This is a genomic window from Corynebacterium sp. TUM25020, from assembly GCF_056388495.1.
In genome coordinates, this window is the sequence record NZ_JBWJFG010000001.1 from 228,180 (window position 1) to 243,701 (window position 15,522).

The 15,522-nt window shown below is 60.3% G+C and carries 13 protein-coding genes and 1 pseudogene; 10 read left to right on the forward strand and 4 right to left on the reverse strand.

The features are described from left to right. Positions 1–71 precede the first annotated feature (71 nt). From AC05K6_RS01025 to serA, 7 genes and pseudogenes are all read left to right on the forward strand, one after another. Positions 72–965: an ABC transporter substrate-binding protein gene (locus tag AC05K6_RS01025; protein ID WP_434819051.1), complete on the forward strand. Its 894-nt coding sequence runs from the start codon at positions 72–74 to the stop codon at positions 963–965. Between the two features lie 126 nt (positions 966–1,091). Continuing rightward, positions 1,092–2,003: a FecCD family ABC transporter permease gene (locus AC05K6_RS01030; protein ID WP_476727721.1), complete on the forward strand. Its 912-nt coding sequence runs from the start codon at positions 1,092–1,094 to the stop codon at positions 2,001–2,003. Beyond that, positions 2,000–3,076 (forward strand): iron ABC transporter permease, encoded by a 1,077-nt coding sequence (locus AC05K6_RS01035; protein ID WP_476727513.1) that lies wholly within the window; start codon positions 2,000–2,002, stop codon positions 3,074–3,076. Before AC05K6_RS01030 ends, AC05K6_RS01035 begins: the two co-directional genes overlap by 4 nt. Then, positions 3,076–3,855 (forward strand): ABC transporter ATP-binding protein, encoded by a 780-nt coding sequence (locus AC05K6_RS01040; RefSeq protein WP_293789888.1) that lies wholly within the window; start codon positions 3,076–3,078, stop codon positions 3,853–3,855. The genes AC05K6_RS01035 and AC05K6_RS01040 overlap by 1 nt, the downstream gene beginning before the upstream one ends. A 54-nt stretch (positions 3,856–3,909) precedes the next feature. Beyond that, positions 3,910–4,609 (forward strand): annotated as a pseudogene (locus AC05K6_RS01045) (GTP-binding protein); the annotation flags it as partial. Between the two features lie 221 nt (positions 4,610–4,830). Then, on the forward strand, positions 4,831–5,130 hold the full coding sequence (locus AC05K6_RS01050; protein ID WP_476727722.1) for a CobW C-terminal domain-containing protein: 300 nt from the start codon (positions 4,831–4,833) through the stop codon (positions 5,128–5,130). A 98-nt stretch (positions 5,131–5,228) separates the two neighbouring features. Beyond that, positions 5,229–6,818, forward strand: a complete 1,590-nt coding sequence (gene serA / locus AC05K6_RS01055; RefSeq protein WP_476727514.1) for a phosphoglycerate dehydrogenase — start codon at positions 5,229–5,231, stop codon at positions 6,816–6,818. Positions 6,819–6,898: 80 nt separating this feature from the next. Here the strand turns inward: serA and AC05K6_RS01060 are convergent, their stop codons facing one another. Further along, entirely contained in the window at positions 6,899–8,530 is a 1,632-nt protein-coding gene (locus tag AC05K6_RS01060) for an ABC transporter permease (RefSeq protein WP_476727515.1), read from the reverse strand. Positions 8,531–8,535: 5 nt separating this feature from the next. After that, complete coding sequence (locus tag AC05K6_RS01065; RefSeq protein ID WP_476727516.1) at positions 8,536–9,417, reverse strand: ABC transporter ATP-binding protein; 882 nt, start codon at positions 9,415–9,417, stop codon at positions 8,536–8,538. 171 nt (positions 9,418–9,588) lie between these two features. Between AC05K6_RS01065 and AC05K6_RS01070 the strand changes: the two genes are divergently transcribed. Beyond that, positions 9,589–10,605, forward strand: a complete 1,017-nt coding sequence (locus tag AC05K6_RS01070; RefSeq protein ID WP_476727517.1) for a 3-isopropylmalate dehydrogenase — start codon at positions 9,589–9,591, stop codon at positions 10,603–10,605. A 67-nt stretch (positions 10,606–10,672) separates the two neighbouring features. On the opposite strand, the gene AC05K6_RS01075 is transcribed toward AC05K6_RS01070, so the two are convergent. Further along, positions 10,673–12,397, reverse strand: a complete 1,725-nt coding sequence (locus AC05K6_RS01075; protein ID WP_476727518.1) for an alkaline phosphatase D family protein — start codon at positions 12,395–12,397, stop codon at positions 10,673–10,675. Positions 12,398–12,530: 133 nt separating this feature from the next. Here AC05K6_RS01075 and AC05K6_RS01080 point away from each other — a divergent pair, with 133 nt between their 5' ends. After that, the gene (locus AC05K6_RS01080) at positions 12,531–13,343 is read left to right on the forward strand and encodes a fumarylacetoacetate hydrolase family protein (RefSeq protein ID WP_293789902.1); all 813 of its coding nucleotides are present in this window, start codon (positions 12,531–12,533) and stop codon (positions 13,341–13,343) included. A 24-nt stretch (positions 13,344–13,367) separates the two neighbouring features. Here the strand turns inward: AC05K6_RS01080 and AC05K6_RS01085 are convergent, their stop codons facing one another. Next, on the reverse strand, positions 13,368–14,510 hold the full coding sequence (locus tag AC05K6_RS01085; RefSeq protein ID WP_476727519.1) for an isochorismate synthase: 1,143 nt from the start codon (positions 14,508–14,510) through the stop codon (positions 13,368–13,370). A gap of 162 nt (positions 14,511–14,672) precedes the next feature. On the opposite strand from AC05K6_RS01085, the gene AC05K6_RS01090 reads away from it, so the two are divergent. Further along, positions 14,673–15,482: a TIM barrel protein gene (locus AC05K6_RS01090; protein ID WP_476727520.1), complete on the forward strand. Its 810-nt coding sequence runs from the start codon at positions 14,673–14,675 to the stop codon at positions 15,480–15,482. Positions 15,483–15,522 lie beyond the last annotated feature (40 nt).

Consider the following 15,522-nt stretch of genomic DNA (forward strand, 5'->3'; position numbering starts at 1 on the left):
CACAATAGCGGCAAGTCTAGGATATAGGCTTACCTTGTTTAGGTAACCCTAAATCGGGTAGTGTCTGGGGAATGATGAATTCTCGAAAATCCCTGCGCGGCTCCCTCCGACGCGCCCTTGCCCTCATAGTCGCGACGATTCTAGGAGCCACAACTTTGGTTGCATGCGGTTCCGGTGGCACCAACGATAACGGCGCAAAAGATGGCGAGTTGCGGGTCGTTGCTCTGGACTGGCGCTATGAGGAAATCCTCGAGGCTCTGGGCGTAAAACCGGTAGGAATTGTCGAGATCGGCAAGTCATCCGGGCCGAAAACCCTGGAGGGCAAGCTCGAGGGTATCGAATCGGTCGGCCAGGCTAAGCAGCCAAACCTGGAGGTTATTCAGTCTCTTGAGCCCGATTTGATCCTCGCTAGCCCAACGCGTCAGGAATCGATCATGCCCCAGCTGGAGGAAATTGCGGAGACAAAGTCCTACAGCGACGCCAGCTACACCGACGTCCTTGATGCCATGGATGACATCGCAATAAAGCTGGGCAAAGAAGACAAGGCAAAGGAGATCCGCGAGCGTATTGAAGGCAAAGTCTCAGAGGCAAAGAAGCTCGTTAAGCCGGACACTCGTGCTGCACTGGTTGGATGGTCGAAGGGCACTCTCTATGCGTGGATCAAGGATTCCTTCGCAGGATCCCTTCTTTCTGACGCCGGCTACGTCTACGGCTACGACGGTTCCCGCACCGCGATCGAATCCAAGACTGACGTTGCTGAAATGACAGGCGATAAGCTCCCGGCGATGAAGCTGGATCGAATGTACTTGTACAACGACATTGAAGGCTTTAAGTCCAGCCCATACAAGGACGTGGTCAAGGACATCGTGGACGTGGAGCAGGACACGTGGTCCCGATCTCGAGGCCCACTGGCCGCAGAAGCAATGCTGGATCAGATCATCGAAACGGAAAACGCTCGTAAATAAACGCACCTTCGAGCGTCAGCGACCGAGGGAAGTGAAGTGCAAAGAGAGCTACAACCACGCCGTACAACGCAGTGGATCCTGCTGGCGCTGGGGTTGGCCGTTATTCTCGCGACGTGGGTTTGGCGCATGAACAGTGTGGAAGTGCCTCCGAACGCGCCAGAACTGGCAGGGGAGGTGCACGCCGTCATGCGCGACCGGCTTTTGGCGGCGACAGTGATCGGCCTGGCCTTGGGTGCCGCGGGTGTGTTGCTGCGCACCGCTACTCGCAATCCACTAGCGGATCCGGAAATCACAGGCGTGAACGCTGGGGCTGCGTTTGGCGCGGTTCTGTGCACGACGATAACGGGATCGGTGTCCGGCGCCGCGGTGCTGCCGGGTGCACTGTGTGGCGCGGCGCTAGGAGCGCTGATAACGGTGGGCATTGGAATGCGTGTAACAGTAGGAGATCCGACCGGTGCTCAGTCGGTACAGAGGATGATTCTGCTGGGCATAGCTGTTTCTGCACTATTCTCAGCATGCACTGCGATCACTTTGGTGATCGATGAGGCCCAGCTTTCGACTGTCCTGTCGTGGCTTTCGGGCCGCTTGGGTGGGGTGCGTTTCGGGGACTCAATACCCAGCATGATTGCTGTTGCGGTGGTGTTGCCTCTCGCGATTGCTGTTGGTCGGGGGCTAGATACTCTCTTTGCTGGTGACGCCCTTTCGTCCTCCGTCGGAGCTAACCCCCACCGGCTACGAATATTTGCGGTCGTGGGTGCCGTGCTTCTGATCGCTCCGGCGGTTGCAGCTGCCGGACCGATCGGTTTTCTTGGCCTGATGGCAGCGGTTGTGGCGCATCGGGCGGCAGGTCCGCGACACCGGGCGGGGCTGGTAATTGCTCCCGTGGTGGGTGCAGCGGTTCTGTTGGTGGCGGATTCCGTGGCGCAGGCGCTGTGGGCTCCCGCGGAGACTCCGGTGGGCGTGGTAACTGCCATTGCCGGTGTGCCACTGCTGTTATGGGGGATTAATCGACTTCAACCGGGCGGTGCGCGCCGATGAACGACAGGAGGAATAGCAGGTTGAATCGCACGCTAATCTCTCGGCGTGGCTCCGGCTTCAAGGCGACTCGCGTTGTAGCGGTGTACATAGCTCTCCTGGGTCTGCTGGCGTTTGCAATAGTCTTGGGGCTCAGCGTCGGGGCTGTTATGAAGCCTCCAGCGGACACGATCCACGACCTTTTCACGGGCGGGAAACTTATTTGGCGCTATCGCATGCCCCGCGTGCTTGTAGGTATCCTCGCTGGCGCGGCCATGGCTGTCTCCGGTGCGCTATTACAGCTTGCATTGCGTAATCCGCTGGCAGCGCCGGATACTGTGGGCGTCACCGCGGGTGGCGGTCTTGCCGCCGTAGCGGCTCTGTTAAGTGTCGGAGCATTGCCGGCGCAGGCGCTTACTCCAGTGGCGTTCGTTGGTGCACTGGTAGGTGCAGGCCTGGTGTTACTGCTTGCCGGGCGGGGAGCAACTGATCCGGTACGGCTCACTCTCACAGGAGTGGCGGTCTCTGTTGGTTTGGGCGCGCTTACTCAGCTGCTACTGGTGAAAGCTGCCCCGGAAGCCGGTGCGGCAATGACATGGCTCAAAGGCTCGCTTTACGCCCGCACTCTCGCAGATGTGCAAGTCGTAGGGCCCGTGGTGCTGGTGGTCATCGCAGTAGCAGTCGTGCTCTCTAGGCATCTGGACATGCTGAACCTGGACTCTTCGGCAATGGCAGGAGTAGGCGTTAACGAGCGCACATGGCGTACGGTGACAGTGTTGTTTGCGATTCTGCTGGGGGCTGCCGCGGTAGCCGCGGCGGGGGTACTGGGGTTTGCAGGATTGATCGTTCCGCATGCTGCGCGCTTGCTTGTCGGCGGGGTGGGAAGGCGAGTGTTGCCTGTATCCGCTTTGGCAGGTGCGGGACTTGTCGTTCTGTGTGACGCTCTCGGCCGCTGGGTATTCGCTCCCACCGAAATCCCTGTGGGGGCGTTGATCTCCATTGTCGGCGCCCCATATTTCATTTATCTCTTGTTACGTATGTCGCGAAGTCCAGCGGGCGCTTCCGCAATGCCCACCACGGATGAAAGGAGTTCCTGATGAGCGAGACTGCCTTGCGTACTGAAAATATCACGGTGGGTTACGGTGGCCCCGATGTCTTGAAAGATGTTTCCCTCCAGGTTCCGGAGGGGAAGATTACCGCCCTTATTGGCCCGAACGGCTGCGGAAAATCTACGCTGCTGCGAGCGTTGGGGCGTCAACAACCAATCGCAAAGGGGCAGGTCTACCTTGGTGATCGCACTATCCAAGAGATGAGCGCCCGAGAGTTTGCCCGGCATGTATCCTTCCTGCCGCAGCAACCCATTACTCCTGAAGGAGTGAGCGTCCGGGAGGTTATTGCTTATGGTCGATACCCATACACCGGTGCTTTTGCCTCGTTGAAGGCGGAGGATCACCGCGCGGTAGAGGAAGCGGCAGAGCGTGCTGGGGTTACCGCTCTCCTTGATGTACCAGCAACGGATCTGTCGGGTGGGCAACGCCAACGTGTATGGGTGGCGATGACGGTGGCCCAGCAAACTCCCGTGCTGCTCCTCGACGAGCCGACGACCTATTTGGACCCCGCGCACCAGATTGCAATTCTGGACTTGGTACGGGATCTCAATGCCGCCGGCCGGACTGTCGTGATGGTTGTGCACGACATGACGCACGCGGCTCGCTTCGCTGATTCCATCGTCGCTATGTACGACGGCAAGGTACTCGCGGCGGGGGAGACGGAAGAAGTTATGTCTGCAGGGCTCGTTGAAAAACTCTTTGGGATTTCCTGTTTGGAAGTGCGGGATCCGGAAACGGGTCGAGTGTTGCCAATCCCGTATCGTTAACCGCGACACACCCCTAATGAAAACGGATTCCAATAACGTGTAGTATCCCTACGCATGAGACACCTGCATAGCCATATTCACGATCACCCGACCGCAAGCGACCCAGAGGTGAGCAGCACACCGGTTACGGTTCTGTCCGGATTCCTCGGCTCAGGTAAAACCACACTGCTGAACGACCTGCTGGCCAATCGCGGGGGTCGCCGGATTGCGGTGATCGTCAACGATTTCTCGGAAATCAACATCGACGCCGCCCTGATCGCTGGCGAAGGTCATCTGACCCGCGGCGAGGACCGCTTCGTCGAACTCACCAACGGCTGCATTTGCTGCACACTTCGTGAGGATCTGGTGGAATCCGTAGGCACACTCGCACGCAGCGGTGACTTCGACCATATAGTCATCGAATCCACCGGCATCTCTGAACCCATGCCCGTCGCAGCGACCTTCGAATGGCGTTGGGAGGACGGCACTCGTCTTGCAGACGTTGCGCCGATCGACACAATGGTCACTCTTGTCGACGCCGCCCAGTTCCTGCAGCAAATAGGGCAGAAGAAGCTGCTCACAGAGGCGGATTTGCAGGCGACTGAGGAAGATGAGCGGACGATTGCGGATCTATTGGTCGATCAGGTCGAGTTCGCGGACATTATCTACGTCACCAAGGCGGACCTAGTTAGCGAGGAACACTATCGCGCTACCGTCGCCCTGTTGCGCAGGATGAACCCGCGGGCGCGTATCGAAAAGCTCATTCACGGCCGTATCGTCACCGCTGGATTGCTGGGCGGGAACGGGACCCCTGGTGGCTTGTCAGGCAGCGCGGCTGAGGTGACGGATACTGCGGACGGCGCCGGGCGGTCGGCCGTCGACGATATCCTCGGCGCGCATCTCTACGACGAGGCCACAGCCCGCGCCTACGAGGGCTACCTCGACGAGCTTGAAAACCCCCACACCCCAGAAACTGAGGAATACGGCATCAGTTCCGTGGTCTTCCGCGGGGATCGCCCCTTCGATCGGGGTAGGTTGATCGAGGCTCTTCGCTCCACGACCGGATTGGTGCGCTCCAAGGGCTACTGCTGGATTGCCGACCGTCCCGAGCTAGCCCAGGTCTGGCATCAAGCTGGTCCCGACCTGCGGATTCAGCCCGCCGGTGGATGGCGGCGGGTCGGGCTTACCCCCTCCAGCGAAGTGGTGCTTATCGGCGTCAATTTTGATGCAGACAGAGCAGTACAGCGTTTCCGGAAGGCAATGCTGAGTGACGCAGAGGTAAAGGATATGCTGTAAGGGTCGCACGTCACATTTGGATGGCGTGGTCCCTTCCCGCGTCGGCGCGGTCGTTTCGGCGCGGGCGAGGCAACGCACGCACCTCAGGAGAAACATTCGTGAGTAACAACCGTCCGGTAGTCCTCATCGCCGATAAGCTGTCCCAGTCCACCGTCGACGCCCTTGGTGATTCCGTCGAGGTTCGCTGGGTCGATGGCCCGAACCGCCCAGAACTGCTAAAGGCAGTCGCAGACGCAGACGCGCTGCTGGTCCGCTCCGCAACCACCGTTGACGCCGAGGTGCTCGAGGCAGCGCCGAAGCTGCAGATCGTCGGCCGTGCAGGCGTGGGCCTGGACAACGTCGACATCGAGACCGCTACCTCCCGTGGCGTGATGGTTGCCAACGCTCCGACCTCCAACATCCACTCCGCCTGCGAGCACGCCATCAGCCTGCTGCTATCCACCGCCCGTCAGATCCCGGCGGCGGACAAGACCCTGCGCGACGGAGAGTGGAAGCGCTCCTCCTTCAAGGGCGTGGAGATTCTGGGCAAGACCATCGGCATCGTCGGTTTCGGCCACATTGGCCAGCTGTTTGCGCAGCGCCTGGCCGCCTTCGAGACCGAAATCATCGCCTACGACCCGTACGCGAACCCCGCCCGCGCCGCACAGCTGGGCGTGGAGCTGGTGGAGCTGGAAGAGCTGATGGGCCGCTCCGACTTCGTGACGATCCACCTGCCGAAGACCAAGGAAACCGCGGGTATGTTCAACGCGGACCTGCTGGCTAAGTCCAAGAAGGGGCAGATCATCATCAACGCCGCCCGTGGCGGCCTGGTGGACGAGGCCGCCCTGGCAGAGGCCATCAAGTCCGGCCACATCCGCGGCGCCGGCTTCGACGTATACGCTTCTGAGCCTTGCACCGACTCTCCGCTGTTCGAGCTGGAAGAAGTCGTTGTTACGCCGCACCTGGGCGCTTCCACTGTAGAGGCTCAGGACCGCGCCGGCACCGACGTTGCCGCATCCGTCTTGAAGGCTCTGTCCGGCGACTTCGTGCCTGACGCTGTGAATGTTTCCGGTGGCAAGGTCTCCGAAGAGGTTGCCCTGTGGCTGAACCTGGCCACCAACCTGGGTCGCGTGGCCGGCGAGCTGCTGAACGGCGCTCCGAGCACCGTGACTGTCACCGCCCGAGGTGAGCTGTCCACCGAGTCCGTTGACGCACTGGGCCTGGCTGCTCTGCGTGGCGTGTTCTCCGGCGTGATCGACGAGCAGGTCACCTTTGTTAACGCTCCGCAGATCGCCGAAGAGCGCGGCGTGGAGCTGGATGTACAGACCCACGACGAGTCCGTCAGCCACCGCTCCGTCCTGGAAGTTAAGGTTGTCGGCACCGATGGCGCTACCGCCTCCGTCGCAGGTGCGCTGACCGGCCTGCAGCACGTGGAGAAGATCGTTCGCATCAACGACCGCGGCCTGGATCTGCGCGCCACAGGCACCAACCTATTCCTGGTTTACCCGGACCAGCCGGGTGCGCTGGGCAAGGTCGGTACGCTGCTGGGCGGCAAGGGCATCAACATCGACGCCGCCGCACTGTCCCCGACCAACGATGAGTCGCAGGCTACGCTGGTTCTGCGTGTCGCCCAGGATCTGGATCAAGAGCTGGTCGACGAGGTCAAGGCAGAGCTGAGCGCCTCCAACGCGTTCGTGCTGAACTTCTAATGGTTTAAGCGATAGTTGTTATCGCGTCAGGCCGGGCAGGATCTGCCCGGCCTTTTCTATTGACGCCCCACGCCGCGCAGCTACAGGTAGTGCTGTACCTTCTGCGCGATGTCCGGCCAGTGTAGATCGAGCTGACGGGAGGCGCGGCGGTTTAAGATCCAGGCGACGCCGATGATGATGACCCCGTGGAGCAGTACGCCTGCCCAGCTCAGAAGTGGGATGTCGGCAATGCTGTCGCTGTTGCCAGCGGAGGTCTCCAGTGGGATGAGCGTTAGAAGCGCACCCGGCAGGATGGATAGGCTCAAGGTCAGCATGATCACGAATGCGGAGATGATAGCGCTGGAACCACCGTTACGCTGCTTAAAGGCGTTGGTTCCCGGTGCAGTGGTCTGGGAGGGGAAGTAGGCGGCGCTGAAGTTCGCCATGGCGGAGGCGATAAAGACGGTCCCCAGCGTCAAGGCGCTGGCTAGAAGCCAGGCGGCGCTGAAGCTCTTGAAAGCTCCCGCGGCGATGCAAATAATCAGCCATATTGGGAGCAATACCGTCACGGTGGAAAGGGTGCGGCTGGTGACGATCTGCTTGCCGCGCACACCGGCGACCATGTGCACCCAGTTGGACGGCCCGTCCATGCCCAGGGAGTTGCCCGCCACCTGTTGGGGGCCAAGGGATACAAAGAACATCGCGAACCACAGCATCCAGCCACTGTCGCTATTGGTCATTCCCATCAGCATGTAAAAAGCGCAGAAGACGACCACGAACGTCAGGCTCATCACGAAGCGGTTATCGCGGCGCCAATAGCGAATCTCGCGGGAGTACAGTGCGCCAACGGGGGATGCGGGGACTCGCGGCAGTAGTAGGCTGTCTCCCTTCGCTGCCCGGGTGGCATGCTGAGGAGGGAGGGGATTGTTCAGGTCGTGCTTGACGGCCACGCGCAGCACAACAGTGACTGCAAGGATTGAAACGAGGCAGATCACACCCTTGGCGATGCCCGTATTGACGCCACCATTTCCGATGTCGGTCAAGTCAGCGGCAGCGCCAGCGGCGGCGGCGAAGGGAGTCCAGGACATGATCGTGGAGCTGGTCTCCACGGCGGCGGTGGGATCCGAGCCATCGGAAAGCAACTGTGGAGAGAGATACAGCGCCAAAAAGCCGAAAGTGACGACGAAACCGGCGACATTGCCCCAGAGTTCGCTGAACTTGGTGGCAATGCTGCTGAGCGCAGCAGCGAGAGCTTCTCCCGCCAGGAGGGTGAATACTAGTTGGAGTACGCACCCGAGGATCCACAGCGCACCGGCGCCGGGGGAAGCCATCTTCGCAAAGGCAAGGTAACCGAGCACAGACATGATGATCGTGTTGACCAGCGAGATCGCGGCGCGGGAGTTGAGGAACATTGCCGTGACCATGCCTGGCAGGAGGTCACGGTCGGATAGTGGCAACGAGCTAAACATGCGTGGATCTAGCATGCGTTCCTCGCTGGGAAAGATGGCTGATAGCGCGAGGTAGAGCACGCTGCCGAGCCCCATCGTCAGCACGAACATGGCCGGGTTGCCGTCGGACACGAGGATTCCGTAGCTGGTAAAGGCCAGACCAACACAGCCCATCACTGCGAAAATGGTGATGGCTACGGACGAAATGATCATCTGGATATTGCCTGTAAAGGCGTGTGCCCAGAGTGTGCAGTGGAGTTTGAGAAGGGTCTTGGTTTTCGACACTGGTCCTACCCTTCGTGGTGGTGGGCGGGCAGGTCGTGTCCGCTGTGCCCGGCTTGTCCACCGCGCAGCCAGCCGAAGGATTGCGTATCCAGCTGCTTGCCGCCCACGGCCTCCACGAAACGTTCGGAGAGGGACTTGCCCGCGCGCACCTGCTCGGTGGTACCGGCGGCAACGACGGTGCCCTGGTTGATGATTGCCACATGGTCGCAGAGTCCCTCGACCAGCTCCATCACGTGCGAGCTCATGATGACCGTGCCGCCCGCGCCGACATAGCGTCGCAGGATAGTGCGGATGACTTCGCCGGAAACGGGATCCACGGCCTCAAAAGGTTCGTCGAGGATGAGCACCTCCGGGCTGTGCAAAAGGGCACCGGCCAGCAGGATTTTCTTCTTCATGCCCGCGGAGTAGTCGGCGATGTACTTCTTTCCGGCATCCTCTAGATCGAGTGCCTGCAGCAGGTCTGCAATGCGCTGCTGCAGTTCGTCGCCGGGGATGTCGCGGAGGTACCCCAGATACTCGAGGTATTCCTTGCCGCTGAGGCGCTCGAAAACGGGAAGGCCGTCCACTAGCAGACCGTAACTACGCTTTGCCGCCAGTACTTCCTCTTCGGGTTGGGTGTTCTCGAGGTCGCTCCACAATGGGTGGCCGGCGATCCAGGAATTACCGCCATCGGGGCGAATAATGCCCGTAGCTGCGAGGATGGCGGTGGTTTTACCGGCGCCGTTAGGGCCGACAATTCCGTAGAAGCTGCCCTTTGGCACGGTGAGGCTGAGATTATTTACTGCCACCTTGCCAGGGAAGTTCTTATATAGATTGCGGATGACCAGCGCTGCGTCGCTGACCTCCGGATTTGTAGTTGTATGTGAGGGATATGGCTCGTAGGTCATGTCTTTCACACTAACAGCGGCGTCTGTTTACAGGTGTTAAGGAATGTTTTTATTGCCTCGGGTGCGTAAGCGCCTTGGATGTAATCCGTTTTTAGGTTGTTAGGCAAGTGCTGTCCGGGTGTCGTGCTATGGTCTTAATTGACCAGATAGTGAGACAAAGGAGTTCATATAATGAAACTCGCAGTGATTGCCGGCGATGGCATCGGCACCGAAGTAACCGCCGAGGCCCTGAAGGTTCTGCACGCTCTGCGTGACGACGTGGAGACCACCGAATACGACCTCGGAGCCCGCCGCTACCTGCGCAATGGTGAACTCCTGACCGACGCAGATCTGGAATCCCTGCGCGAACACGACACGATCCTGCTGGGGGCCATCGGGGATCCCCGCACCGTACCCGCTGGAGTGCTGGAGCGAGGTTTGCTGCTGCCACTGCGCTTCAAGCTGGACCACGCGGTGAACCTCCGACCGTCCAAGCTGTATCCCGGATCTTCCAGCCCGCTGGCAAACCCGGGTGACATTGACTTCGTCGTCGTGCGAGAGGGAACCGAAGGCCTCTACTGCGGTAACGGCGGCACACTGCGCGAGGGCACTGACCACGAGGTGGCGTCCGAAGTATCCCAAAACACCTACTTCGGTGTGGAGCGCGTGGTGCGTGATGCTTTCGAGCGCGCACAGAGCCGACGCAAGAAGCTGACATGGGTGCACAAGACGAATGTGCTGGTGAATGCCGGTGGCCTGTGGCAGCGCGCGATCGAGACAGTGGGGCAGGAGTACCCCGAAGTTCAGGTGGATTACAACCACATCGATGCCGCGACGATCTACATGGTCACCAAACCACAGGAATACGACGTCATTGTGACGGACAACCTCTTTGGAGACACCCTCACCGACCTGGCGGGCGCAGTCACCGGCGGCATCGGCCTGGCAGCCTCGGGCAACATCGACCCCTCGCGAAAGAACCCCTCCATGTTCGAGCCGGTCCACGGCTCCGCACCGGACATCGCGGGCCAGGGGATTGCGGACCCCTGCGCGGCGATCCTGTCCGTCGCGCTCATGCTGCGCCATTTGGGCGATGATGCCAAAGCGGAAGCCATTGAGGCCGCGGTTCTGGCGGAGGCAAGCTCACGCGACGGCGGCCCCGTCAAGACTGCGGAGGTTGGCGACCGCGTTGTCGCAAACCTGAAATAGGCAAAAACAGCCAGCCCGGTACTTAGGCCGGGCGGGTGCGCCGTGGTTTGCCGTCCTGCGCTGTGCTCTACTGTGCGCGCAGCGTCTTCGACCACAACTCCTTGCCACGGGTGGTGAACAGCCGGACGGTGAGATCCTTCGAACCACCGTCGATATCCACCTCTCCGAAGTGCTGGAAATCATCCAGTGGCGAGGAGTTTTGCTTATCCTTCGCCGGTGCGTGCACGTACACAACCTCCGGGCCGAAGGTGCCGTCCATGTCGTTCGGGCCGAATCCGCCGGCGTTCAACGGGCCAGAGACGAACTCCCAGAACGGTGCGAAATCCTGGAAGTCCGCGCGATCCGGCGAGTAGTGGTGCGCAGCGGTGTAGTGCACGTCGGCGGTGAGCCACACAACATTGCGCACATCCTTGATGCCACTGAGGACGCGACCGATCTCCGCCTCGCGACCCACAGCCTTGCCACCCGCGCCATTTGATACGCCCTCCTGGTCATCCCCATCCGGCACGACGATGCCCAGCGGAAGGTCATTGGCGATGATCTTCCACGTAGCGGTGGAATTCTTAACTCCGTCGATCAGCCACTTTTCCTGCTTCGGCCCCAGAATGTGCCCCGGCTTGGTGGCAGACGTTCCGGCATCCGGGTTGCGATCCTTGTAGCTGCGCATATCCAGTACGAAGATATCCAGCAGCGAGCCGTAGGAAATCTTGCGGTAAACGCGGCCATCCACCGCCATCTTCCGATCCAGTGGCTGCCATTCATGGAAGGCCTGGAAGCCGCGCTGTGCCAGCAGATTTACATCTTTGACCTGGTACTTGTCGTCTTCCAGGATCTCGCCTGGGTACCAGTTGTTCGTCGTCTCGTGGTCATCCCACTGCACCAGCTGTGCGACCTTGGAGTTGAACAGCTTGTAGTTCTCGTCCATCAGGTTATAAGCGTGCTGGCCGCGGAACTCCTCCAGAGTTTCGGCCACCTTGTTTTTATACGGGCTGGTGAGGTTCTTAAACACGCGACCGTCGTCCAGTTTGTGGTTCGCTTCGATCGGGCCATCGGCGTAGACCGTATCGCCGGAGTGAATAAACAGATCCGGGTTGCGATCCGCCATTGTCTTCCAGCAGTACATGCCACCGATGTCCGGGTTGATGCCGTAGCCCTGACCCGCCACATCGCCGGACCAGTGCAGGCGAATGTTCTTGTGCGCCTTTTTAGCGCCCGGGGCGGTACTCGGTGCGGTGGTGAAGCTGCCGATGACCGGCACGGAGCGCATGGAGGTCTCCTGATCCTCCATGGTCACGCGGTAGTGGATCTTCTTACCCGGCTCCAACCCGACCAAGCGGAGGCGGCCGGTTCCATCCGTTTCTGGGGTAAGAACGCTGTTGCTGCGGAAGGTTTTGGTCTTGTGCCGTGGAAACGCCGGATCTGTCGAGGTTTCGATGATCATCCGCGCCGGTCGATCGACACGGGACCACACGAGACCGCCGTCGGGGCGTACATCGCCGGTTGCGACGCCATGTGTCATCACCGGACGGGAGCGACGAAGTCCCACCGATCCCACTGCGCCGCTGGAGCCCACCGATGATCCGGCTGTGGAACCGGCCATGCTTCCGGCTTGCGAACCAAGAGCCTGCGCGACTCCGGTGCCGAGCAGGATGGCACCAGTGGTACCGGCTCCCGCTAGGAATGCACGGCGGGTGGTGAGGGAAGCAGAGTGTAGGAAAGCAGAGTGTGTGGAAGGCGTGTGCGAGGGGGAATCGAAATTGGAGGATTGAGGATTATTTCTGTGAGAAGTCATAACGGCCAAATTAACGATTCAATCTGTCGTAGCCGTGACGCAGAAACGAACTCACGGTTAATAGGTGAATAGTGGGCACAAGAGGAGGGGCGAAACGAGAGAGCCCAGGCCAGGTGGAGTAGGGTATGAAAACATGCGAATTGCTCGAATTGCACACCCCGAGGGCATGGCGTTTGCGATCGTCGAAGGGGGGCAGCCGGATGGAACCGGCGCCACCTGCCGCGAGATCGCCGGCCACCCGTTCGGCCAGCCAGAATTCACCGGAAAGTCGTGGCCCATCGAAGAGGTCCGGCTACTGGCTCCGATCCTGCCATCGAAAATCGTTGCCGTCGGGCGAAACTACGCTGACCACGTCAAGGAAGTCTTCGAGAAGAGTGCGGAACACCTGCCGCCGACCATCTTCCTCAAGCCGCCGACAGCCGTCGTGGGGCCGGAGGCTCCAATCCGCATTCCGGAATGGGCCACGCGCGTGGAGTTCGAAGGCGAACTGGCGATCGTCATTGGCCGCCCGTGCAAGGACGCCAACCGAAACAATTGGAAAGACGTAGTGCTGGGCTTCACCATCGTTAACGATGTTTCATCCCGCGACCTGCAGTTCCAGGATGGTCAGTGGGCTCGCGCAAAGGGTCTCGATTCTTTCTGCCCGCTGGGTCCATGGATCGAGACTGCGGTAGACAGCATCGACATTGATAACCAGCCGATCAAGGCACACCTCACGCACGATGGCAAGACGGAAACCAAGCAGGATTCCAACTCCAACCAGATGATCAAGTCCATCCCGGAGATCGTTGAGTGGGTCTCGTCTGCCTTTACGCTGCTGCCGGGCGATGTGATTTGCACTGGCTCGCCCGCCGGTACCGCTGAGATGGTTCCAGGCGACCGCATTGAGGTGGAAATCCCGGGGCTGGGCAAACTGGCTAACCCGGTGCAGGCTTACGGCAAATAAGCCCGCGAAACTTCCGGCTTCGCGCTAGATCTTCCGCAGCGCTGCAGGCACGTTAAGTGCCCGCAGCGCTGTTTGCAGCTTCGCGGACGTTTCCTCCGCCTCCATGGCGGGGATTGAATCCACGACAATTCCGCCGCCAGCCCAGGCACGTGCAGTGTTGTCCTCCACGATGGCACAGCGGATAGAGACCATAAACTCCCCATCGCCGCTGGAATCGCACCAGCCAACCGCACCGGAGTAGAACTCGCGTGGGGACTTCTCCTGCGCAATAACCCCCAATGCATCATCGGTTGGTGTGCCACCGATGGCCGGGGTGGGGTGCAGCATCAGCGCCAAATCCAATGCGGAATACTCGTCATCCCGCAGGGTGCCCGTGATCTGGGTTCCCAGGTGGATCATCTCGTTAGTCTCATGGATTTCGGGAGTATCCGGGATGTCCAGCTTTTCGCACAATGGTTCCAACACACGGCGATAATGCTCCACCACAAAGCGGTGCTCGCGTAAATCCTTGGTGGAATTCGCGAGTTCGCGCGCTGTGGCGTCATCAACAGAGAAGTTTCCGGTGCGCGGCGCGGAACCGGCCATGGGGAAGGCCCGGACTTCTTGGCCTTCGCGGCGGATTAGCATCTCCGGGGAACTGCCGACGAACATCGCGCCCTGGTACTCGTCACGGCCGGTGGCAGAAAGATCCACGGCGAAGCCATCACGGTAAGCGGACAAGTCGATTAGCCGGGCTGCAATAAGCAGCGGGTCGACAGTCTCAGCGAAGGTGATATCCACGGCACGGGCAAGGACTACCTTCTCCAACCGCGACTGCTGGATTGTGGCGACGGCGGCGGCGACCATCGCAGTGTGTTCCTCTGTGGTGGTCTGTGGCTCCACGGATTCCACGGTGAGGTGGCGGGCGGCATCCTTGCCGCGAAAGAACGCGGGTGGCTCTAGCGGGCCTTCGGCACGGGTGACGGTCTCCGGTTCCATGAGCGCTGCACGGAGGGAAGTGTCGAAGGGGAAGGCGCCCACAATCAAGTCTGCATCCTTGTTTCGGAGCGCTGTGGATGCTTCAAAAGGATCCGGGAAGGTCGCTTTACGCCCCTGGGTGCGGATACTGCGATCTGGTCGGGAAAGCAGGAAATCCGGGGCGGTTGCCGGTCGCTGCTCGTGGGTCATGGCTGCCATTTTACTGCTTGTGGTTTTGGCAGGCCGCCTCGGTATGGGGTCGGCGCTACGGGGTGGAGGGGTAAGTTTGTCGTTGCATGTGGAGCACCGTGGGGTGCCAGCAGTGCTTTTGTGAATTCTGGATTGGACCACTCGCATGAAATGATGGTGCTTATGAATACAGAATCAAGTGCACAGTCGACATCGGATGCACAGTCTGTCGAGTTTGCCACGGCAATGAACTACTCTCTTGGGGCACACAGCGGTGCCGAGGCTCTTGAGGCTGTCGCGAATTCTCCCTTCGACAAGGTGGAACTGTGGTGGCCATGGGATACGCCGCACCCTTCTGAGCAGCAGATGCGCCAGCTCGTGGAAGCGTTAGCCAAGGGGCGCCAGGAGGATCCGCGCCAGCTTGTCGCTTTGAACCTGTGGGCCGGTGACCTGGCCGCCGGCGATCGGGGAGTGCTGCACTTAGTCGGTTCGGAGGATCCTGAAGATGAGGGTGACTCCGCTATTACCGAGGAGCTTATCGAGCACCTCAATGTGATTGAGTATCTGCACCGTCTCACAGGTGTGCGTCGTTTTAATGTGCTTGTGGGGCGTGGCGGACGCGTGTTGCAACGCCGTCAGGTGCGGGCCTTCGCGGCGGTGGCGAAGCGCCTGGCTAGATTCGGTGGTATCGCGCTTATCGAGCCGCTTAGTGGAATTGAGAACTATCCTGTCACCAGTATTAAGGAGGCAGCGCCCCTCGTTGCTGCAGGTGGTCGCCTGCTTCTCGACGCCTACCACCTGGCCGCCAACGGTGAGGACTGGACTTGGCTTGCCGACCGTGGGCCGGGGTATGAATTGTGGCCGGAGCATATTCAAATCGCGGACTTCCCAGGTCGCGGTGTGCCGGGGAATGGGGATACCCCGCTAGGCGAGTGGGTCAATGCGCTGCGCGAAGCTGGCTATGAGGGTGAGGTCGTCCTCGAGCACGTTTAGTGCGCAGCAAGGCTGTGTGTAGTGGGAACCTGATGAAGTT